A 21,250-nucleotide genomic window follows, 5' to 3' on the forward strand; every position below is an offset into this window, starting at 1 on the left:
CCAGAGAGGGGCGTGTCATGGAGTACAGGATTCTGCTCGTGTGCTCCGGCGGTATGTCGACGTCGGTGCTCATGGACAAGATGCAGAGGTACGCGACGGAGCATGACGTCGTGATCAAGGTGGATGCCTGCGGAACGAGCAACTATGCCGACGAGGCAGCGGATTACGACATCATCCTCCTGGGCCCCCAGGTCGCCTATCGCAAGGCGCAGATCGCGGGGACCGTGGACGTCCCGGTCGTGCCGATCGCACCGCGGGACTATGCGTTCGGCAACGTCGAGAACATCCTCACGCAGGTGGACAAGGTCCTTGAGGGGTAGCCACTGCGGGGACGGCCATCGCATTCGCACGCTCACCCACAACAAGGAGGGGATATGGACGCGTTTCAAAAGTTCCTAGAGGACAAGCTGGGGCCAGCCATGAGCAAGTTCGGGTCGAACAGGTACCTGCTTGCCGTCCGCGATGGCGTCATCGCCGCCCTGCCGCTCATCATCGTCGGGTCGTTCTTTCTCATCATCGCCAACCCGCCGCTGCCCCAGAGCTGGGGGCTCTACCAGTTCCTCACGGCTAACGCCGCCACGATACTGCTTCCCTACCGCGTGACCATGTACATCATGTCGCTCTATGCGGTCTTTGGCATGGGCAACAGCCTTGCCAGGTCCTACGACCTTGATGGCCTCTCGGGTGGTGTGATGTCCGTCATGGCCTTCCTGCTCACCATCAAGCCCGTCAACGTGAGCGCGGACGCCAACGCGGGGATCGCCGGCTTCGTGCTCCCCATGTCGTCTCTGGGCAGTGCCGGCCTCTTCGTGGGCATCATCGTCACCTTCATCGCCATCAACATCTTCCGCCTTACCCAGAGCTCCCGGTTCCACATCACCATGCCCGAGCAGGTGCCTCCCTCGGTCTCCCGCTCCTTCGAGGCGCTCACGCCCACGCTGCTGGTGATGCTGCTCATCGGTTCCATCACGTACTTCCTGGGCTTCAACTGGAGCGGGGCCATCACGGCCATCGTCACGCCCCTCGTCACCGCCACCGACACGCTGCCCGGTGTGCTGCTCGTGTGCTTTCTGACCTGCTTCTTCTGGTTCTTCGGCATCCATGGCGCCTCGATCGTGGGTTCCATCGCGCGTCCCCTCTGGCTCACCCTGCTCGAGCAGAACGCCAATGCCGCAGCCTCCGGCGTGGCCGGGACCGCCCTTCCCGCGATTGGCCCCGAGCCGTTCTACCAATGGTTCATCTGGATCGGTGGCGCGGGCTGCACCATCGGTCTGGCCATCCTCCTGGTGAGCGTGTGCAAGTCGAAGTACCTCAAGGATCTTGGGCGCATCTGTGTCGCGCCGGCCCTCTTCAACATCAACGAGCCCCTCATGTTCGGCGCGCCCGTGGTGCTCAACCTCACGTTGGCCATCCCCTTCGTCCTCACGCCGATGATCTGTGCCATCATCGCATGGGTTGCCACGAGCCTCGGCCTGGTGAGCCGTGTGATCATCACCGCTCCGTGGACCCTGCCCGGACCCATCGGGGCCTATCTGGCGACGGGTGGAGACTGGCGTGCCGCCGTACTGTGCTGCATCCTCATCGCGGTTTCGGCGGTGTGCTACCTTCCGTTCGTGAAGATCTACGACAAGCAGTTCCTTGCCCAGGAGCAGGTGGAGGAGCCGCAGGAGTAGAGGGGGTGGACTCGCGCCGCCGGACCACCAAACGTCCCATCAGGGCCCCAGGTATGTCCTGGGCCCTTTGCATCTGCAGGTGACCAGGTCAGGAGGGACATGAAGCGCCTTGGCATCTCCATCTATCCTGAGAAGAGCGACCGCGACGAGCTGCTCGACTATATGGAGCGGTCCGCGAGGGCGGGATTCTCCCGCATCTTCAGCTGTCTGCTCTCGGTCGAGGACAGCCGCGAGAACGTGATGCGGGACTTCTCGGACATCAACCGTCGTGCCCATGAGCTGGGCTTCGAGGTCTTCCTCGACTGCGACCCCAAGACCTTCAGCAGGCTGGGCGTGTCCTACCAGGATCTCGCCTTCTTCAAGGATATCGGCGCGGACGGCATCCGCCTTGACATGGGCTTCACGGGTAGCGAGGAGTCGCTCATGACCTTCAACCCCGAGGGCCTCATGGTCGAGGTGAACATGAGCAACGACGTCCACTACATCGACACCATCATGGACTACCAGCCCGACCCCTCGCACCTGGTGGGCTGTCACAACTTCTACCCGCATGCCTACTCCGGCCTGGGGCTCGACCACTTCAATGCCTGCACGCGTCGCTTCAGATCGCATGGCCTGAGAACGGCGGCGTTCGTCACGTCGCAGGCATCGGGCACCTTTGGGCCTTGGCCGGTGACGGACGGTCTTCCCACGCTTGAGATGCACCGGCACCTGCCGCTCCATCTTCAGGTGGAGCACTACGTCTCCCTGGGCACCATCGACGACGTCATCATCTCCAACTGCTACCCCACGCAGGAGGAGCTGGACCGCATAGGCACCCTGCCCAGGAACCTGGTGTCCTTTGGGGTCGCCCTCGCCCCGGGCCTTCCCGAGGTCGAGCGGTCCATCGTCCTGGATGAGCTGCACTTCAACCGAGGGGACGTGTCTGCGAACTTCCTCCGGTCCACGCAGAGCAGGGTGAAGTATCGGGGCCACCACTTTGCCGTGCTGGACGCACCCGAGGTCATCCGCCGCGGCGACGTGGTCATCGAGAGCAGCGAGTACGGCCACTATGCCGGCGAGCTGCAGGTTGCCCGCAGCGACATGCGCAACAGTGGCAGGAGCAGCGTCGTGGGGCATATCCCCGAGGAGGAGCACTTCCTCATCGACACGATCCGCCCCTGGCAGAAGTTCCGTTTCCACGAAGCGCAGGACGCATGAGATGGCTCGGCATCGACGGCGGGGGAACCAAGACCTCCTTCGTCACCTTCGATGAGGACATGGGCGTCATTGCGAACCTGCGCCTTCCCAGCTGCCACATCGCCCAAGCGGGCGAGAGGGGCATGGCGAGCGTGCTGGGCGAGGGCATCTCCTGGGCCATGCGCGAGGGTGGCCTGGGCGAAGAATGGGGCATTGGATTTGGCCTCGCTGGTTATGGCGAAGAGCCGCTCTCCCGCGCGAAGGTCGAGGGGGTGTGCGAGAGGGTCGCCCTGGGCCATCCATATGCGCTGCTGAGCGACCTCGAGGCGGGCTGCTCGGCAGCGCTAGCTCTCGCCGACGGTGTCGTCATGGTGGCCGGCACAGGATCCGCCGCCCTGGGTATGCGGGGCGAGCTGAGCCTGCGTTGCGGTGGCTGGGGGTGCCAGATAGGGGACGAGGGGAGTGGCTGGTGGATGGGCCGCCGGCTCCTGCAGGCCTTCAGCAGACAGGCGGACGGGAGGTCCCCTCGTGGCACCCTGTACCAGCTGGTCCGGGAGCACTTAGGCCTTGTGTCCGACTACGACCTCATCGCGCTTAGGTGGGGGTCGCTTGTGGGCCGCAGCGAGGTGGCCTCACTGGCGCCGCTTGTGTTCGAGGCGGCAGACGGGGGAGACCCCGAAGCGAGCCACATTCTCGATGAGGCCGCTGCGGCTGATGCCGAGATGGCCTCGACCGTCGTGCGGGGCCTCTTCCCCGATGCGAGTGAGGTGAGGACCTCGTACGTTGGGGGAACGTTCCTGGGTGGAGGAGGCACCATCCTCAGGATGCTCCCGGAGCTCCTGCCTCCGGTCTGCCGGTTGGCAGAGCCCGTCTTCGAGCCGGCGGCCGGAGCCTGCCTGGTGCTTCGCAGGTCTCTGGAGGGAGGGGACGCATGTATGCGGGGTGCCGTATGACGAGGGCGGTGCCATTGCGGCGCGAGGGGCTGCCGACCATGCGTTGCTCCGGGAGCTGATGGCGCAGCCGTACTTCTCTCTCAAGCCGCCAAAGTCGCGGGGAGGGAGCTCTTTGGCACGCAGGCCGTGGCCCGCATCCTTGCCACCCATCCCGACGTGCCTGGCGAGGATCTGGTGCGCACACTCACGGAGTTCACGGCACAAAGCGTGGCTGAAGCCTGCCTGCGCCTTGTGGAGTCCCGCGTCGGCGGTCCCATCGACCGCCTTGTCGTGGGAGGTGGAGGGGCACACAACCCCGTGATGGTGGGGGAGATTGCGCGGCGGCTTCCTCACGTTGAGGTGCTCACTCAGGAGGACCTGGGCGTTTCCAGCGACGCGAAGGAGGCAATGGTCTTTGCCATACTGGGCAACGAGACCCTGCTTGGTCGGCCCTTGAACGTCCCCTCGGCAACGGGAGCAAGGTCGCCAGCGGTGCTGGGAACCATCACCCCGCCTCCCCAAGGCGGTCCGCTGCCATGGCACCTAGGGTAGAGAAGTGAGGGGTTCGCAGAAATGAGTCTACACGACAGGCCGGCCAACAGGAAGTTCCACGGCGTGATCTCCGAGGACAGGGTCCAGGAGCAGACCGAGCGCACGGGTGTGTATCCGTTCACGTTCACGAGTTCGGCCATCATCGCCACTGCGGCGCTGCTGGGGTATCTCGTCCTTCCGGTGCTCCTATCGATGGCGGGCGTGGACGTCAAGGTGACGATGCTGGCGCTGGGGCCACTCTGCGTCTCCTTGGCGTTGGCGGCCACACGCTACCTGATTGACTCCACGCGCGGAGTCACACGGGGCTTCTGGGTGACGTTTGCCGTGGCGCTCTCCGTTCTTTTGACCATTACGTATCTGCTCGTGTTCCGGGGCGTCGCGCTGTAGGCCGAGCGTGTCATCGGGCGGGCCTGCTGCCGGGACTTTCTCGTTGACTTCCGCCACCGGTGGCTTCCCGGTGACCCTCCCGGCCCAACCACCTCGGCCAACCGCACATGTGAGCGCTCGAACTGTGCGCTTGTCTCGCGAATCCTGGGCAAGCGTGGGGCAAGCGGACAAGTGGGCCCACGACCTGTGCGGTCGGGGAGGGACCCACCCCGCGCGGGACACGCGGCTTGTGCGCTTAGGGTGCCCCTGGTTGGCATCGTAACCCCGCGCCCCGGCCATCGCCCCTATCCCGCAAGCGCCTCGACTTTGGGCATCCGTGAGGCATCGATCATCTTGAGGTCATAGTCGGTCTGCAGGTTGAGCCAGAACCGGGGCGTCGTCCCAAGGGCCGACCCCAGTAGCCACGCCATCTCTGCCGTAATGGACCGCCGCCCGTTGACGATGTCGGACACAGCGGACTGCGACTTGCCGATGGCCTTGGCCAGGCGGTACTGGCTGATACCCAGGGGCTGCAGAAACTCCTCGCGCAAAATCTCTCCGGGGGTGGAGATGTAGTCGTTAATGGTAGTCACAGAACTCAACCTCCGTCGCCTCGCCGTTGTGCCATATGAAGCACAGTCGCCACTGGTTGTTTACACGAATGCTGTGCTGTCCCGCACGATTTCCCTTGAGTATCTCGAGCCTGTTACCGGGAGGAACCCTAAGGTCTCCTAGCTCACGGGCGGCCGAGAGAATCTGCAGCTTGCGGTATAAGGGCTTTCTCGCATTTGGAGGAACCCTGCGCGGTGGATTGGCGACTGGGTCCAGCCAGAAGAGCTCGATGTCCTTGTCTGCAAACTGCATGGCACCCCGCAGCTTCTCTCATACATGATGATAGTACTGTAATACAGAAGTATTATCAAGCGATATAGAGAGGGTCGAAATCGTGGCCGCCTCCAGCCAACCGCACATATGCGCACTCAAATTGCTCGCTCGAAGGGAGAATTCTGGGCGAACGCAGAGCAAGCGAGCAAGCACATGTGATTCTTGTCCGCTTGCCTCGGATGCTGCCTTGGAGCAGCCATCCCCTCTCGCTAGTGTGTGCCTGCGTCTGGCCCTAGCCTTCCACGGTGGCGTTTCCCATGACCTTGAGGATTAGGTAGGCCCCACCTCCAGATGGCGTCTCAGTTCGTAGGTCGCACCTAGCAGGTTGGCATCATTTCCATGGAGGGCGCGCACTACATGGGGCTTGGGTAGTTGCTTGAGCGGCCACGGTTCGTATTGCTCGTCCACCTGTTGGCGTATTGCCTCAATAAGGGCATCCTGTGCCGAGATGCCTCCGCCGATGGCAAAGACGTCCGGGTCGACGATGGCCTGCAACGAGAAGAGTAGCATGGCAAAGCGCCTGGCATAGGCGGTAAGCCCCCTGCGCGCGGCTGCGTCGCCGTCGTTGATCCACTGAAAGACCATGTGGCCATCTGTGGCTTGGCGCTCGCTGGGGGAGAGCCCCTTCTCCTTGCATACGATGTCGCGTAGGGAGGACCAGCCAAGCCCTCTGGCAGCCATGGATTCAACGTCGAGGCCGGGCGCATAGTCGGTGGGGACGAAGCTAAACTCGCCAGCAAAGCCGTGAGCTCCCGAGAGCACGTGGCCGTCCGCGACGATGCCGCCACCCAAGCCGGTTCCTATGGCGATAACCACACCCACGCTCGAACCCATGAGGGCGCCCATGGCATACTCGCCCAGGGCGCAGCTCTTGCCGTCGTTGGTGACTGCGACGGGCAGGCCACACGCCTGGGATACGCGTCTACCCAGGGCACAGCCGTCCATGTAGTCGAGTGCCCCACCTCCTATCACCGTGCCCGTGGGATCGTTGGTGCGTACGGTTCCCGGTACGCTGAGAGCCACACCACGCGACTGTTTGAGCCATGGCTGGGCAAGTGCGACCACGGCGTCTATCAGCTCGTCTTGGCTTGAGAAGTCCGTACCGATGCGCCCCCTCTCGTGAAGCGCATAGGTATCATCGACATTTGCCCACTTCACTTGGGTCCCGCCTATGTCGACCGCGAAGTAGCTTGCCATCGCTATGCCTCCTGCAGGTTGCCCGAGAGCTCATGATGTCCCGAGGCTATGGTCTCATGGATGCCGCAGCTCTCGATGCGCGCCGTCGTCCCCGCAGGCACGTCAACGGAGATTCTGACCCTCTTCCCATCCTCCATCCGCCAGCTGACGGCGGCGCGGCCGAAGGGGGTGAGGTGCCACACGGACGCATGGTCGATGCCCCCACCGATGATGGGTGCCACGCGCAGACTTCTCCAGCCCGGCTCCGCAGGCGCGAGCCCACCGACGCACTGGAATACCCACTGTGCGACCGACCCCAGCGCATAGTGGTTGAAGGAGGTCATGTCGCCGGGGTTCACCGTGCCGTCGGGCAGCATAGAGTCCCAGCGCTCCCAGGTTGTGGTTGCACCCATGGACACCTGGTAGAGCCAGCTGGGGCACTTCTCGCCGAGAAAGAGCCTGTAGGCCTCCTCGACATGGCCGGTCTCGGTGAGGGCCGGCAGGACGAAGGGGGTCCCGGCAAAGCCCGTCCCCACCTTGTAGCCCGCTTCATGTACCAGCTGTGCAAGGCGGTTGCCGGCCTTCTGGCGTCGCCCTCCCTTGACGAGTCCAAAGGCGATGGCTAGGGCATAGGCACACTGGGTGTCCGATGTCATGGTGCCATCCGCGTGCACGAAGCGCTCCGAGAAGCCCCTCTTGACGCGGTTGGCAAGGTCTGTGAGCCACTCTGCGTCCTGAGCCCTATCGAGTACCTGTGCCATGCGGGAGGTCATCCAGCAGCTCTCATAGAAAAACGCCGTGGCGACAAGCTCCTTCTCAGTCATGGCGCGGATGGGGTCGTCCGGCGGAGCCGTCGGGTCGAGCCAGTCACCCAACTGACCTATCATCAGCTCGGGTTTGCGGTCCCATATTGCATCGGGAGAGAGGTAGCCCTCGACCTGGCTGACCCAGGAACGGGCAAGGTCGTAGTGGCGTTCGAGTAGCCCAGTGTCCCCCGAGGCCATGTAGAGAGCCCAGGGAACCCGTGCGGCGGCGTCTCCCCATAGGGCGATTGCCGAAGGGTCCGACCACACTCCCAAGGGGACGTAGGGTACATAGTAGGGCACAGTCCCCACGCGCCGCTGCTCGCTGCGGACGTCGTCAAGCCAGCTGGAAAGAAACTGTGTCGTGTCATAGAGATAGCAGGAAGTGGGAGCAAAGAGCGCTATGTCACCCGTCCAGCCCAGGCGCTCGTCGCGTTGGGGGCAATCGGTGGGGATGGACACGAAGTTGGACCTCAGGGACCAGGAGACGTTCTCGCAGAGCCTATTTACCCGCTCGTCCGAGCATTCGAAGCCACCGGTCTCCTCCAGGGCTGTGTGATACGCTCTCACGACGAGATCGTCGTCGGCGAGATCGTCGTCGGCGAGATCGTCGTCGGCGAGATCGTCGATTCCCGAGATCTCTGCATAGCGGAAGCCATGCATGGCAAAGCGCGGCTCCCACCACGTATCCACTCCTGCGGAGATATAGACATCGTGCTGTCTGCCGCGGCGCAGCGGCCGGGTCGAGAGGGTCCCATCGTCCTCCAATACTTCGGCATGCCGTAGCTCCACACGCTCGCCTGCGGCAAGTCCCCGGACGTGCAGGCATATGCGCTGCGTGCAGTTCTGTCCCATGTCAACCAGGAAGCGCCTGTCACCTAGCTTGGCGATGGATCGTGGGTGCATCCGCTCACAGGGTCTCACGGGTGGCAGGGGCGTGTCCTGGATCTTGTGGGGATCATAGTAGATCTCCGCCACGGGCTGCCAGGCGGAGTCATCAAAGCCCGGGCGCGACCAGCCCTTCTGCTCGAGGCGGGCGTCGTAGCGTTCTCCCTCGCAGAGGTCGCTGCACACGATGGGTCCCGGGGCGCTCTTCCAGCTGCCGTCCCAGGAGTTGGAGCGCATAGACGCCGTGCTCCCATCGGCAGGGACCGCATCGATCTGGGCATATACCGCCAGGCGATTGCCGTAGACGTTGGCCCTGCCGCCGTCGAAGCCGATGCGCCCACGCCACCAGCCGTCGCCCAGCCACAGGCCGATTGCGTTGGGACCCCTGTGCAGGAGATCGGTGACGTCGAAGGTCCAGCAGGCCAAGCGACTGTCATAGCAGGTCCAGCCGGGAGTGAGCACGTCCTTGCCTACCCGCAGGCCATTGATTTCGGCTTCTACCAGGCCTAGGGACGTGAGATAGAGTCGCGCTGCCACTGGACGTTCGGCCAGCTCGAATTCGTTGCGCACCAGGGGGAGGCGACGGTGGTCACTGGCCCCGTCCAAGGAGGAGGGGCCCACGAAGTCGGCCATGCGCAGAAAGGGCACGAGCAAGCCCGTCTCCACCTCAAGCCTATCTGACCAAGGTCCCGTGGCCTGCACGTCGGTGAGTCGTGCCCTCAGCGTTGCGTGCTCGCGGGGGGCCAAGGGATCGAAGGGCCAGTGGAACAGTACGTTGTCATCTACGCCTGCATAGGCGTGCTGGACATGCGCCTCACCTCCCAGCACAAAGCGCGTGACCTCTATCTCCACCTTTGGTCCATGACCAGGATGGTGTCTGTATTGCCAGCTGATTCGTGGGGAGGCATCGCCTAGCCCCAGCACGTCGCCGATGAAGTGCTCAACCTGGAGGTGCGTGATGCCCATGGCGGCCGCCTATCTTGTACGCAGGCGAAGGAGCATGTACTGACGGGAGGGGAGGTCAACGCGGACATGCCCCTCGAAGCTGCCAGGCAGTGTTTCGCACGTCATGCTCCAGGTGTCGATGACGTCGATGCTGTAGCTCTTACCTTCGGGCAGGTCGAACTCACGATAGGAGGGACGGAAGAATCCGAAGTAGATGACCACGTCGTCATCACCACCTCCGCGCTCGTTTGCCATGCAGGTGATGTCCCAGGTGAAGGTTCCCAGCAGGATGCCCCGCTCGTCAGGCACCGTGTCCATGTCCTCACCGAGCGATTCCATGAATGAGCGGCAGAAGCCGATGCGGGCGGGGGAGTCCCCGTACAGTCTTCCGCCGTGCGCCCACCAGATCTTGGGGCCCCGGTCCACGAAGGTCTCGCCATGGCTGAGATAGCCGCCACGCAGGCAGCCCTCCCAGAAGCGCCTGGTCATCTCCTGGCCGGTGAGGTTACCCCAGCCCCAGTTGATGTTGCCCTCATAGGCGCACTCATCGACCACAACGGGCTTGCCGTATTGGGCGCGCAGCTCGCTCACGCATTCCGCCGTGCGCTGGAGGTCACAGCGTTGCCAGCTCACATGGGTGATCCAAGGGTGGGAGTGGTCAAAGATAGTGCGACAGTTGTGAATGGAGCGCAGGTGCCCATAGGGGTCATTGTCCATGATGATACGGGCGTACTGGTCCCAGTCCTCTACGGACTTCCATGGTAGGAGGTCGAACTCGTTGGCGAGGCTCCACCAGACGTTCTTGTAGGCCGCATAGCGCCGCGTCACGTAGGTGAGGTAGAAGGCATCCTCCTCCCTGCTCATGCGCGAGAAGCCCCATTCGGGTTTGTCATAGGGGTGCAGCAGGATGATGTCCGCCTGGATACCTAGTTCGTCGAGCTGCGCCAGCCGGTGGTCGAGGTTCTCCCAGAACGGCTCATAGAAGCGCGTGCGATCGAAGCCCCTGCCCGCGGCCCCAGGGAAGGCGTACATGGCGGGGTCGTCGTGGTTGTAGTCGTAGTACTTGGGGAAGATGCACATGCGCACCTTGTTGAAAGGGCTGGCAGCGAGGGTCTCGACGGTCTGCTCCTGTACCTCGGGCTCTTGGTTCGTCCAGGCGTAGCAGGTGGTTCCGAAGGGCAGGAAGCTGGTACCATCCTCGTAGCAGAACTTGAAGTCGTTGCTGGTGTCAAAGACGGTCTGTGTTGTGCGCACGTCCTTCGCCCTGAGCACGCGACCATGGTTGCCTGGCCTTGCGGCGCTCACCTCGAGGGTGCCCCTAAGGCCATCGAGGGTCCTATCGGAACTGCTGGTGATATAGGACCAGCTGCCTGCACTGCGCGGCATGAAGCGTATGCCGTAGCGCCCGTCTCCGCGGTAGAAGCCGCGCACGGACACGCTGTCGCCGTTGTCCTTGCGTCTAAACGTCGCATCAAGGCGCACGTCCTGGTATGGGTTGCCCATGCTCGTCCCGGCGAGCGCAAGATCGAATACTTTGTACTGCTCGATGGTTTTCGTTGTGTTCATGGGGTCTCCTCTGTGGTGTGGCGTGTGGTCGTGTTCTGTCTGGCCCCTCGGGTCATGCCCAGGTTAGAGGCATGACCCGAGGGGCGGCGTTTCCATTGTGGCGCACGGTCCCCTGGGCGCTGTGCGCCGTTACCTACTTGACCCTGCGGATGAAACCGATGAAGACGGCCCCCACAACTACCAAGAGGATGGCGCAGGGGAACACGAGGTTGTAGCCACCGGTTGCGAGGTAGATGTTGGACGCCACGATGGGGGCCAGCACCTGGCCCAGGGTGTTTGCCATGTTGAGAATGCCCAGGTCCTTGCCCGCATCATCGGGGTTGGGAAGGACGTCGACGTTGAGCGCCTGGTCAACGGAACTGTATACGCCATAACCCAGGCCTGATATGGCGGCAAAGGCGAGCATGCTTGCAGCGCTGGGGACAAGGAAGGGAACCAGGATTCCCAGGGCGATGAGGGCGGAGCTGAGTATGACCAGCGGCTTGCGACGTCCTATCCTATCCGAGATGGCACCAGACGAGAGGGAGGCCACTATGGAGACCACCATGATTATGACTGACATGGTGGACATGACGCCTGCGGCCTCTGCGGCAGAGAGGCCGATATAGCGCTCGATGATGTAGAGCTGGAACGTCACAATCATCTGGTAGCCAAAGATGAGCATGAGACGGCCCATGAGAGCTAGGTAGAAATCACGGCAGTTCTTGGTGGGGGGCACGAAGGAGACACGTGTCTTTGGGACGTCGCTCTGCCCCTGTGTCTCCAGTGTCGCAGACTTCTCGCGGGGCCAGATGATGACAGCGAGGATGCCCGTGAAGATCCAGCTGACGGTGCCGACGACGAAGCCGGGCAGGGGATTTTGGATGAATGTCGATCCGATGATGGTGCCTAGGGACTGGCCCACGATGGCGCCGCCGCCGTAGAAGGCGCTGAGCGTTCCACGCGCGTTGAAGGGGACGCGGTCGGCCAACACCGCCACCGCAGGAGCCAGCATGCAGTTGAGGCCAATTTGCAGAAGCGACCACCAGGCAACGATGGCGAACTGAGTTGTCGCCGTCGAGGTGAGCCAGAAGGCGAGTCCGCAGACGAAGCCACCGATGACGACGAAGGGAGTGCGCTTCCCGAAACGTGAGTGACATCTGTCTGAAAGCGCGCCAAAGACGATGTTCGCCACCAGAGCGAAGATGATGCCGACCGAGTTCATGGAAGTGAGGATGACCTCGGGCGTGCCTATCCCCAGGTGATTGAAGCGCTCGGGGAGGAGCACGGCCGAACCGATGGTGCCGCTTGCCATCCACATGATGCCAAAGATGATGAAGCCCACCATGAAACGGGCCTTATCCACTCCGGAGAGGGGTTTTCCGGTGTCTGGCGCCAACTGATTGGCGTCCACCCCGCTTGCTGCCTGCTTTGCATCGCTCATATGCGACTCCTTCCTCTCGTATCTCGTGCATGCGACCGCATGCAGCACCGACTGTCCATGGAGGTGGGGAGTATTGGGCATCTTTGCTTGGTACCTATTACTTACTATCTAGTAAGAAAAATAATCCTTTGGCGGGGGCGCACGACGTGCGCCCCCGCCAGCGGCCGGAATGGCCTGCCAAGCGGTGTGTCGGCGCAGGAAGGCAACCCCTACTGATAGAGGGGTGCGCCCGGCACGCTTGGGGTACCATGGCTGGTGCTTGTTTCGAGAGCGACACTTGGAGGTTCGTGCTATATGCAGCTGGACGAGGACAACGGCAAGGTGACGGACTCCTCTTTATCGCCGAGGGCGCACAGGCGCCTTTACCAGATACTTGATGCAGCCTATCTGCTGGTGGGCGAACGTGGCTTTGGTGGCATGTCCCTGCAGAGCGTGGCGAACAAGGTCGGCATCACACAGACGGGCGTTCTCCATTACGTGCACAGCAAGGACGGCCTGTTGAGGCTTCTGATAGAGCACTACTATGACAAGGGGACGGCAGGCGACGAATACCTTGCTGCCCACGAGCCAGGCGGCGCGCTCGAAGGGCAACCCCTCCTGATTCCGGAATTCTGCCGTGCCATGGTGAGGCAGAACGCCCGGCGTCCAGACATGGTGATGGCCTTCCATGTGCTCGATACCGAGGCCTGCTCGCCCAAAAACAGTGCGCATGACTTCGTGGTGCGCAGGTCCAAGGGAGCTATCTCCCAGGGGAGTAACTTTGCGTGGAGTGTGCCCGAGGGTGTGGATGCGGCACAGACCTTCTCCGTCGCGCTGGCGGCCGAATACGGCCTCGAGGGCAGGTGGCTGGCGCGCCAGGATGAGATTGATCTGGTGGACGAGTGGGGACGCTACGAGGACGTGCTCTTTCCCCTGCCGCTTTGGGAGGGCTACCGACAGCTGCCGTCGAGCGCCACGCAGGCTGCCTCTCGATAGAATAGCGGTGGGTGCATGGCCGTCCTTGGGTGCTCGCGGTAAGGGGGAACTTCATGCGCGTTATCAAGAGCATCAATCATAACGCCGCGCTGTGTCTCGACAGCGCGGGGCATGAGGTGGTTGCCCTGGGCACGGGTGTGGGCTTCGGTGAGCTGCCCCGCGAGGTGGGTGTCGAGGAGGTCTCGCGCACCTTCTATGACATTGATCCCCGGTACCTGGGGCTTGTCCAGGAGCTTCCCGCAGAGCACCTCGAGTTTGCGGCCCAGTGCGCGGACGTCATTCGTCAGCAGCTCTCCTACGAGCTGTCCCCCAACTTCCCCATCACCCTGGCCGATCACCTCTCGTTCATGCTCAAGCGCGCGCAGGAGCACATCGTCGTATCCATGCCACTGTCCTGGGACGTTGGGCAGAGGTATCCCTTGGAGCTTAGGCTGGGGGAGCTGTGCGTGCGGGGCGCACAGCGAACCTTTGGTGTCATGTTGCCTCCCAGCGAGGCAACGGGTGTCGCCTTGTCTATCATCAATGCCACCCTCTCACCAAGCAGGCCCCAGCGTCGCGATGGTGCCCGCGCCGAACGCATCATGGAGGGTGTGACGGGTCTCGTCGAGGTTGAGATGGGCGTCTCGATAGCGCGTGACTCCTTCGATTACGCCCGCTTCGCAACGCATCTTCGCTACCTCATAGACCGCATGCTGTCGGGCGAGCCTATAGCCACACTGAACACCTCCCTCTACGAGGAGGTGGTGCGCTCATACCCGGCGGTTGCCGCCTGTGCGGACAAGGTCGCGGACTATCTGGCACTCAGGCTCGGCACGTGCCTGAGTGACGAGGAGCGTCTCTACCTCATGCTGCACATCAATCGCGTGGTGTGTCGTGCCCATGACGCGCATGATGGTGCGTGACGGTTTCCGTAGGTTGTATCGCCCTCGTCCCCGCGCTCCCCTGGCCGTCTGCCACGACTGGGCTACCGTCCATACTCCTTTGGATGCTTGCTGCTTGACTCTGGCATGCTCATCTGCGAGATTCGTAGGCAAGTTTTGGACGTTACTTGCGCGTATGCGCGAGGTGTCACCAAGGCGACGAGGGGCAGTGTGCCTTCGCGCAGGGTGGCACCATTTTTTTGCATGGGGTCACCACCGCGTGTGACAGCCCTGTGACGCTCGTCTCCTTGGCCAAGTCGAGAGAGGAGAGCACGCATGCCAGACAACAAGAAGATAGCCTCCGAGGTCGTTGCTGCGGTGGGTGGTGCCGGTAACATCAATTCGGCACTCCATTGCATGACGCGCCTCAGACTTGCGATCAAGGATCGCGGCCTCGTGGACGAGAGGGCGGTCAATGCTATCAAGGGCGTCCTTGGCTCGCAGTGGTCGGGTGGACAATACCAGGTGATCATCGGACAGAGTGTGCCTAAGGTGCATGCCGAGATCGTTGCCCAGGGCGTCTCGTCCGGTGGCATGGTGGACGAGAACCTTGATCAGGGCCTGTCCCAGGAGAGGCTGACGCCCAAGGTCGTGGGCAACAGGATCCTCGATTACCTCTCTGGCTCCATGGTCCCGCTTATCCCCCTCATCATGGGTGGCGGCCTGTTCCGCACCATTGCGGCCATTATCGGCCCGACGATGCTTGGCCTCGTGGCGGCCGACAACCCCCTGTACATCTTCCTCTATACCACCCTCTATGAGGCATCCTTCTACTTTCTTCCCATATACCTGGGCTATACGGCAGCCAAGAAGCTAGGTGCGTCACCCGTTTTGGGCCTTCTGGCCGGAGGCGTGCTCATCGCACCGACGGTGGTGGCTGCAGCCGCTGGCCAGACACCCATCAGCGTCTATGGCCTAGAGATCGTTCCCGAAAACTATGCGCAGTCCGTGCTCCCCATCGTCCTCACCATCCCTGTGCTCCACGTGGTGGAGCAGTTCATGAGGAAGCATGTGCCCGATGTGTTCTCGACGATGTTTACGCCGTGGTTCACGATGATCGTCGTCGTCCCCATCGAGCTGATTGTCCTTGCGCCCCTCGGCAACCTTATCGGCAACGGGGTCGCCAATGCGCTCTTTGGCCTGGCGGATCTGGGTGGCGTGGGCATCCTCGTGGTCATGGCCATTCTCGGTGCGTTCTGGCAGCTCTTCGTCATCGCCGGCATGCACATGCCGGTCATCCTGCTGGCTCAGGTGCAGATCATCCAGGCCGGCTACGACCCGTTCGTCTTCGTCTCCACCAACTGTGCCATGGCGGCCGTATGGGGCTGCGCCATCGGTGCCTTCCTGCGTATTCGCAACAAGGAGGAGAGAGGTATGACTGCTGGTTACATCGTGTCCGCTCTTCTCGGTGGCGTGACCGAGCCCACGCTCTTTGGCGTGCTGCTGCGTTGGCGCAGAACCATGCTGGGCATGTTCATTGGTGGCGCCATCGGAGCTGTGGTCTCGGGCCTTCTGGGCGTCACCTACTATCTGGCGGGCGGCGCATCCAACCTGCTCGTCATCACCAACTACTTCCAGGGAGGGACGGGTAACATCGTGAGCGCCGCCATCGGCATGAGCATCTCACTGGTCGTTGCTGCCATCGTCGTCTACCTCATGGGCTTCACCAAGGAGGAGCTTGCCGAGCTTGACGCCGAACAGCCCGGCGAGCTTGTTGTCGAGTAGCGTGTGACCTCAATGATGAGCGATCGGGAGGGGCGCGACTATGCATAGAAGCCGTGCACGGGCCATCTTCACCAATGACGCAGAGTGCGATGACATGAACTCGTTCATCCATCTCCTGCTCTACGCCAACGATATCGACATCGATGGACTGGTGCTCTCGAGCTCGAGGTTCCACTATGCCGGTGACCCCAGCGCGGGCATCGAACCCTTCCGCTGGGCTGGAGGGGAGTGGATGTGGGACTACCTTGATGCCTATGAGCAGGTCTATCCCAACCTGGTGGTGCACGACCCCAGCTATCCAACCGCGGATCAGCTGCGGTCCGTCACGTGCGTCGGCAATGTGAAGACCACCGGCTGCATGGACGAGGACAGCGAGGGGTCCGAACTCATTCGCCGGGCCATACTCAGGGATGACCCATGTCCCATCTGGCTGTTGGCTGGCGGCGGAACCAACACCATCGCTCGTGCCCTCAAGGGCATAGAGGAGAGGTGGCGGGACAGTCCCGCGTGGGGGCACGTCTATCGGAAGGTGTGCGACCGCACGCGCATCTACATGATCGTGACGCAGGACGACACCTACCGCGACTACATCTGCCATGCCTGGCCCGACCTCCCCCTGTTGCACAGCACCAACATGGGTGGCATTGCCTTCCTCATCAACGAGGGGAACTGCCCGCCCGATGCGCTTGCGCTCATGAAGGGGGCCTGGCTCAAGCCACACCTCCTGGACAAGGGGCCGCTGTTGGCACATTATCACAGCTGGGGCGACGGCCATGTGTACCCGGGCGAGCAGGACCGCTCGCAGTTTGGGTCAAACCCGAGGCTCATGGGTGGTGCCTGGTGGGGTAGGGAGCCTCACGGGCGCCACGACATGATTTCGGAGGGGGACTCCCCGAGCTTCCTGCACCTGGTGGACACGGGCCTGCGCTCCCTTGAGGATCCGGGCTTCGGTGGCTGGGGAGGACGCTTCGAACGCAAGGTGGACAACGAGTTCAATCCTGCCGCCGCCTACTGGTGCAGTGCGCCGGACGAGGATCGAGGCCCCACGCGGGGCGACGCTTACCAGTTCTCTCGGTGGACGGCGGATTGGATGAGGGAGTTTGCCTGCCGGGCGCAGTGGTGTGTGACCGGACGTTACGAGGATGCCAACCATGCACCCCATCTCGATGTCGTGGAGGGCGACAACGTCACGGCTCGGCCCGGTGAGCGGGTGGCGCTCCATGCACGGGCAAGCGACCCCGATGGAGATGCCCTCGACTATGACTGGTTCCGCTATCAGGAGGCCGACACGGCCCCTGGCGGCGGCGAGGTGCTCACGAGCCGGGACGATGAGGCCACGGTGTCCGTGCCCCTTGATGCGAGGCCAGCGGAGACCATCCATGTCATCTGCCGCGTGAGGGATTGCCCTGCGGTGGGGGACGACTGCCTGTGCGCCTATCGTCGAGTGGTGGTGAGCGTGGTCTGACGGCGGCATGCGCCACGTGGCCGCACGGGTTCTCAGACAAGGAAGAAGGGGCGATGTCATGGCTCGATACAAGACCTTTACGACAGTGGGGGACTTTGGCCCTTGGGTCAAGCGGCTCATCCTCGAGCTTCCCAGCCCCCTGTGGGCCAACGAGGTGGACGCAGACGCCTTCAACGTCTATGTGGAGCGCAAGGATCCGGTCACAGGCCAGGTTGTAAGCGCCAAGGAGCATGGCGCGGACGTCCGTGCCCTACCATCGCGTGGCTTCGTGGACGTGCGCCGGGCCTACGTCTCCGATGCCCAGGGCGCTCCCCTGCATGAGGGCAGGTACGTGACCCTCGTTCTGCCCGAGGAGCGCCTCACCAAGCGCATCGACGGTGGCATCACCCAGGGACACCTGCGCCAGAGCCACTTCCGTGTGACCCAGCTCAGGACGTTTGTTCCCCCGGTGGCACAAGAGCCTCCGGTCGTCGGTTTGGTATGGGACGAGGACGCGGGTGATATCTGCCCACAGCTTGAGGGCTGGGACCTCGAGGGCGAGGGGACCTACGCCGGCGTCACGATGCGCTACGCCTCCTTTTCACCTGTCGAAGGCGACACGGGCAAGCTGCCGTTGCTGCTGTGGCTCCATGGTGCTGGAGAGGGCGATGAGCCCTACCGCACCGTCACCGGCAACAAGGTCGTGGCGCTCGCCGAGGCGGACATCCAGGGCAAGCTGGGAGGCGCTGCCTACGTGCTGGCGCCGAGCTGCCCCACGTTCTGGATGGACTCGGGTTCTGGTGACATCGAGGATGACAACCAGAGCATCTACTCGAATGCCCTCAGGGCCCTGGTGGACGAGTTCGTGGCCGCCCACGCGGATCGTATCGACGTACGCCGCATCTACGTGGGTGGCCTCTCCAACGGTGGTTTCATGACCTGTCGCCTCATCGCGGACAACCCCGGCTTCTTTGCTGCGGGCGTGCCCGTGTGCGCCCCCTGGAATGACCGACTCGCGACGGAGGGGGAGCGTGCTGTCCTGGCTGCGACGCCCCTATGGTTCGTGCATGCCGACGATGACCCGTTGGTGAGGCCCCAGGAGACAGCGCTCCCCACCTACTGGCATCTCGGGGACTTGGGTGCCCGCGACCTTCACCTGACCTATTATGACCACCTCGAGGACGAGACGGGCGTCTACCGCGACGAGGACGGCAGACCCATGCGCTACCTCGGCCACTTCGCGTGGGTTGGCGTCTACCACGACGGCCCCACGACCGACATCGATGGCACCCATGTGCTTGTGGATGGTCGGCCCGTCACGCTGTGGCAGTGGGTGGGAGCACACTCCCTGCGCGACGGAACGTGATGTGTGGAGAACTCAGTAGTGCCTGCCGTAGCGACCGCCACCGAAGCCGCGACCGCGGCTGCGCGACCCACTGAACAGCGAGCGCGTGGGCCTCTCGGTGGAGCGGGTGGGGTTGGGGACGATGCGCGCTCCGTCGTACTCGAACCCGTCCAGATCCCAGAGGGGCACGAGCTTCCTGGTGAAGTACTCGATCTCGCGCAGGGGCGTGATCTCGTCCGGCGCCACGAAGGTGTAGGCCTGACCCGTCGCCCCCGCGCGTCCCGTGCGGCCGATGCGGTGGACGTAGTCCTCGGGGTCCATGGGCACGTCGAAGTTCACGACGGCGTCGATGCCGCTCACGTCGATGCCGCGGCTCATGACGTCGGTGGCCACGAGGACCTGCACCGTGCCCTTACGGAACCTCTCGAGCGCCCGCTCGCGGGCCTTCTGGGGACGGTCGGCATGCATGACGTCCACGGACACGCCCACATGCTTGAGCAGCGCCTCGAGCTCGTCCGCACGGTGCTTGGTACGACAGAAGACCAGCACGCGCTCGGGCCGTGTGCTGGCGGCGCCACCCGTCTTGAGGAGCTCCTGCAGGAGCTGGGCCTTCTGGCCCTGCGTCACGGGGCACAGGTGCTCCGCGACGGTGTCGGCCGTCTGGCCCACGCGTGCGATCTCGATGGTGACGGGGTCGCTCAGCATGGCGTCCACGGTGCCCCTGATGGAGGGTGGGATGGTGGCGGAGAAGAGCAGGGTCTGGCGCTTTTTGGGGCAGGCGGCCACGATGCGGCGGACGCTGGGCCAGAACCCCATGTCGAGCATGCGGTCCGCCTCGTCGAGCACCAGGCACTGCACCTGGCCGAGGTCCACGTGACCATGATCCATGAGGTCGATGAGGCGCCCGGGTGTGGCCACGAGCAGGTCGCAGCCCGCCTCGAGCTCGCGGATCTGCCGCTCGAACTTGGTGCCGCCCCTGACCACCACGGCACGCTGCCCGGTGTGCTCGCACACCACCGAGACGACGTCCTCGATCTGGGACGCCAGCTCACGCGTGGGGGTCACCACCAGGGCAAAGGGGCCAAAGGGATGGGCATGGGGGTCCCGCGTGCGTATGGGGGCGCCCTTGTCGGCGTGCTTGCGCCCACGCCTGCGCTTGCGTGCCGGGTGGGGCTCCTCGGCATCGGATGCCGTGGGGGCGCTCGCCTGCTGCGTCTGCGGGGACGCGGCGTCCCCCGACGAACGCTTGTGATGGCGCCTGCGCCGACGCCTTGGCTTCGAGGGCGTTCCGTCTGCGTCCACGCCGTGGGAGATGGATGCGTCGTCCCCCACGGCGTCGGCTAGGACATCGGGGCCGGTGGCGTCATGACGCCCGTCCTTGCGCTCCCGTGCGTCTGCGGCCATCGCCCGCGCCTGCTCCTCGCGCGCCGTGCGCGAGGCCGCCTCGATGACCTGCAGTATGGGGAGGGCAAAGGCGGCCGTCTTGCCCGTGCCCGTCTGCGCGGAGGCAATGACGTCGCGTCCGGCAAGCACCTGGGGGATGGCCTGTGCCTGGACGGGGGTTGGCGTGGTGAAGCCGAGGGCACGGACGCCTTCAAGGATGTGCTCGTTGAGCCCGAGCTGGGCAAAGTCATGTTCCATGATATCCAGTATCGCCCAACTGGCCCCTTTCTGCACGGGACAGGCGCAGCGTCTGCCCCGCCGTTTGCCGACGGGGGCGATGTCCTCACATTCTCCCTGGTAGAGTGTGGCTAGACCTTTGATTGGGGGCATGGCATGTCCATGAAGCTGCAACTCACGCTCGACTCTCCCAGCGTGGAGGATTGTCTTGACCTCGTGCTGGCCACGCGCGACTACGTCGACATCGTCGAGGTTGGCTATCCGCTTCTGGTGGAGGAGGGGCTGTCGCTCGTGCATCACGTCAAGCATGCCTTTCCGAAGAAGACAGTCCTGGCAGATGTCAAGATCTTCCACAGCGGCGGATATGTCGCACGGAAGTGCTTCGAGCGCGGGGCCGATGTCGTGACGGTGCTGGGCCTTGCATCCGACGAGACGTTTCGTGCCGTGCTGGATGTGGCCCATGAGCACGGTGGATCCGTGGTCGGCGACCTGGCGGGTACGGAGAGCCCCGTTGCCCGGGCGCTCGAGCTCGAGGTCCTGGGCGTTGGGGAGGTCGTGGTTCCCTCGGGGCTTGGCGTCGACGGCAACGAGCTGAGCGAGGTGGCCGACCTGGGCGAGCAGCCCACGGATGACATGCCCCTCTGCAGGCTGCTTGACCTCAACGAGCAGCTGTCAACCACACGCACGGCCGTCGTGGGTCACATCGGCCTGGACAACATCGATGACGTGGTAGCCGCCCGACCCTCCACCATCCTCGTGGGTCGTGCCATCGTGGCGGCACAGGATCCGCGCGCCGCCGCTGCCGCACTCAAGGCGCACATGCGGTAGGGCGC

Annotated in this window: 18 protein-coding genes and 1 pseudogene; 12 read left to right on the forward strand and 7 right to left on the reverse strand. The window is 63.5% G+C overall.

Annotated elements, in window-relative coordinates:
- Window positions 1–17 precede the first annotated feature (17 nt).
- The 6 genes and pseudogenes from J2S71_RS03735 (at window position 18) to J2S71_RS03760 (ending at window position 4,723) form a co-directional block, all read left to right on the forward strand.
- A complete protein-coding gene (locus J2S71_RS03735; RefSeq protein ID WP_307388852.1) occupies window positions 18–320 on the forward strand; it encodes a PTS sugar transporter subunit IIB in 303 nt (100 codons plus the stop codon).
- A gap of 54 nt (window positions 321–374) precedes the next feature.
- Window positions 375–1,673 (forward strand): PTS sugar transporter subunit IIC, encoded by a 1,299-nt coding sequence (locus J2S71_RS03740; RefSeq protein ID WP_021727407.1) that lies wholly within the window; start codon window positions 375–377, stop codon window positions 1,671–1,673.
- Between the two features lie 99 nt (window positions 1,674–1,772).
- Window positions 1,773–2,873: a DUF871 domain-containing protein gene (locus tag J2S71_RS03745; protein WP_307388854.1), complete on the forward strand. Its 1,101-nt coding sequence runs from the start codon at window positions 1,773–1,775 to the stop codon at window positions 2,871–2,873.
- A complete protein-coding gene (locus J2S71_RS03750) occupies window positions 2,870–3,805 on the forward strand; it encodes an N-acetylglucosamine kinase (protein ID WP_307388856.1) in 936 nt (311 codons plus the stop codon). The genes J2S71_RS03745 and J2S71_RS03750 overlap by 4 nt, the downstream gene beginning before the upstream one ends.
- Window positions 3,795–4,336, forward strand: a pseudogene (locus J2S71_RS03755) (anhydro-N-acetylmuramic acid kinase). Before J2S71_RS03750 ends, J2S71_RS03755 begins: the two are co-directional and overlap by 11 nt.
- Window positions 4,337–4,357: 21 nt before the next feature.
- Window positions 4,358–4,723, forward strand: a complete 366-nt coding sequence (locus J2S71_RS03760; RefSeq protein ID WP_307388858.1) for a hypothetical protein — start codon at window positions 4,358–4,360, stop codon at window positions 4,721–4,723.
- Window positions 4,724–5,007: 284 nt separating this feature from the next.
- Here J2S71_RS03760 and J2S71_RS03765 read toward each other — a convergent pair whose 3' ends face one another.
- From J2S71_RS03765 to J2S71_RS03790, 6 genes are all read right to left on the reverse strand, one after another.
- Entirely contained in the window at window positions 5,008–5,295 is a 288-nt protein-coding gene (locus J2S71_RS03765; RefSeq protein ID WP_307388860.1) for a HigA family addiction module antitoxin, read from the reverse strand.
- Entirely contained in the window at window positions 5,282–5,566 is a 285-nt protein-coding gene (locus J2S71_RS03770) for a type II toxin-antitoxin system RelE/ParE family toxin (RefSeq protein ID WP_307388862.1), read from the reverse strand. Before J2S71_RS03770 ends, J2S71_RS03765 begins: the two co-directional genes overlap by 14 nt.
- Before the next feature lie 291 nt (window positions 5,567–5,857).
- Window positions 5,858–6,784, reverse strand: coding sequence for an ROK family protein (locus tag J2S71_RS03775; RefSeq protein ID WP_021727419.1), 927 nt, complete (start codon window positions 6,782–6,784; stop codon window positions 5,858–5,860).
- A 2-nt stretch (window positions 6,785–6,786) separates the two neighbouring features.
- Window positions 6,787–9,420 carry an alpha-L-rhamnosidase gene (locus J2S71_RS03780; protein ID WP_307388863.1) on the reverse strand — a complete coding sequence of 878 codons (2,634 nt, stop codon included), beginning with the start codon at window positions 9,418–9,420 and terminating at the stop codon, window positions 6,787–6,789.
- 9 nt (window positions 9,421–9,429) lie between these two features.
- Window positions 9,430–10,965, reverse strand: coding sequence for a DUF5605 domain-containing protein (locus J2S71_RS03785; protein WP_307388865.1), 1,536 nt, complete (start codon window positions 10,963–10,965; stop codon window positions 9,430–9,432).
- Window positions 10,966–11,098: 133 nt separating this feature from the next.
- Window positions 11,099–12,388, reverse strand: coding sequence for an MFS transporter (locus J2S71_RS03790; RefSeq protein WP_307388867.1), 1,290 nt, complete (start codon window positions 12,386–12,388; stop codon window positions 11,099–11,101).
- Between the two features lie 294 nt (window positions 12,389–12,682).
- Between J2S71_RS03790 and J2S71_RS03795 the strand changes: the two genes are divergently transcribed.
- The 5 genes from J2S71_RS03795 to J2S71_RS03815 all read left to right on the forward strand — a co-directional run bounded on the left by J2S71_RS03795 (window position 12,683) and on the right by J2S71_RS03815 (window position 18,818).
- Window positions 12,683–13,363 carry a TetR/AcrR family transcriptional regulator gene (locus tag J2S71_RS03795; RefSeq protein ID WP_307388869.1) on the forward strand — a complete coding sequence of 227 codons (681 nt, stop codon included), beginning with the start codon at window positions 12,683–12,685 and terminating at the stop codon, window positions 13,361–13,363.
- A gap of 53 nt (window positions 13,364–13,416) precedes the next feature.
- A complete protein-coding gene (locus tag J2S71_RS03800) occupies window positions 13,417–14,265 on the forward strand; it encodes a PRD domain-containing protein (RefSeq protein WP_307388871.1) in 849 nt (282 codons plus the stop codon).
- 294 nt (window positions 14,266–14,559) lie between these two features.
- Window positions 14,560–16,008 carry a PTS transporter subunit EIIC gene (locus tag J2S71_RS03805; RefSeq protein ID WP_307388873.1) on the forward strand — a complete coding sequence of 483 codons (1,449 nt, stop codon included), beginning with the start codon at window positions 14,560–14,562 and terminating at the stop codon, window positions 16,006–16,008.
- 40 nt (window positions 16,009–16,048) lie between these two features.
- Window positions 16,049–17,473 (forward strand): DUF1593 domain-containing protein, encoded by a 1,425-nt coding sequence (locus tag J2S71_RS03810; protein WP_307388874.1) that lies wholly within the window; start codon window positions 16,049–16,051, stop codon window positions 17,471–17,473.
- A gap of 58 nt (window positions 17,474–17,531) precedes the next feature.
- Window positions 17,532–18,818 (forward strand): hypothetical protein, encoded by a 1,287-nt coding sequence (locus J2S71_RS03815; RefSeq protein WP_307388876.1) that lies wholly within the window; start codon window positions 17,532–17,534, stop codon window positions 18,816–18,818.
- A gap of 12 nt (window positions 18,819–18,830) precedes the next feature.
- Here J2S71_RS03815 and J2S71_RS03820 read toward each other — a convergent pair whose 3' ends face one another.
- On the reverse strand, window positions 18,831–20,438 hold the full coding sequence (locus tag J2S71_RS03820; protein WP_307388878.1) for a DEAD/DEAH box helicase: 1,608 nt from the start codon (window positions 20,436–20,438) through the stop codon (window positions 18,831–18,833).
- 135 nt (window positions 20,439–20,573) lie between these two features.
- Here J2S71_RS03820 and J2S71_RS03825 point away from each other — a divergent pair, with 135 nt between their 5' ends.
- The gene (locus J2S71_RS03825) at window positions 20,574–21,245 is read left to right on the forward strand and encodes an orotidine 5'-phosphate decarboxylase / HUMPS family protein (protein ID WP_307388879.1); all 672 of its coding nucleotides are present in this window, start codon (window positions 20,574–20,576) and stop codon (window positions 21,243–21,245) included.
- The last annotated feature ends 5 nt before the right edge of the window (window positions 21,246–21,250 follow it).

Origin of the sequence: Olsenella profusa DSM 13989 (assembly GCF_030811115.1) — a bacterium.
GTDB lineage: Bacteria > Actinomycetota > Coriobacteriia > Coriobacteriales > Atopobiaceae > Olsenella_F > Olsenella_F profusa.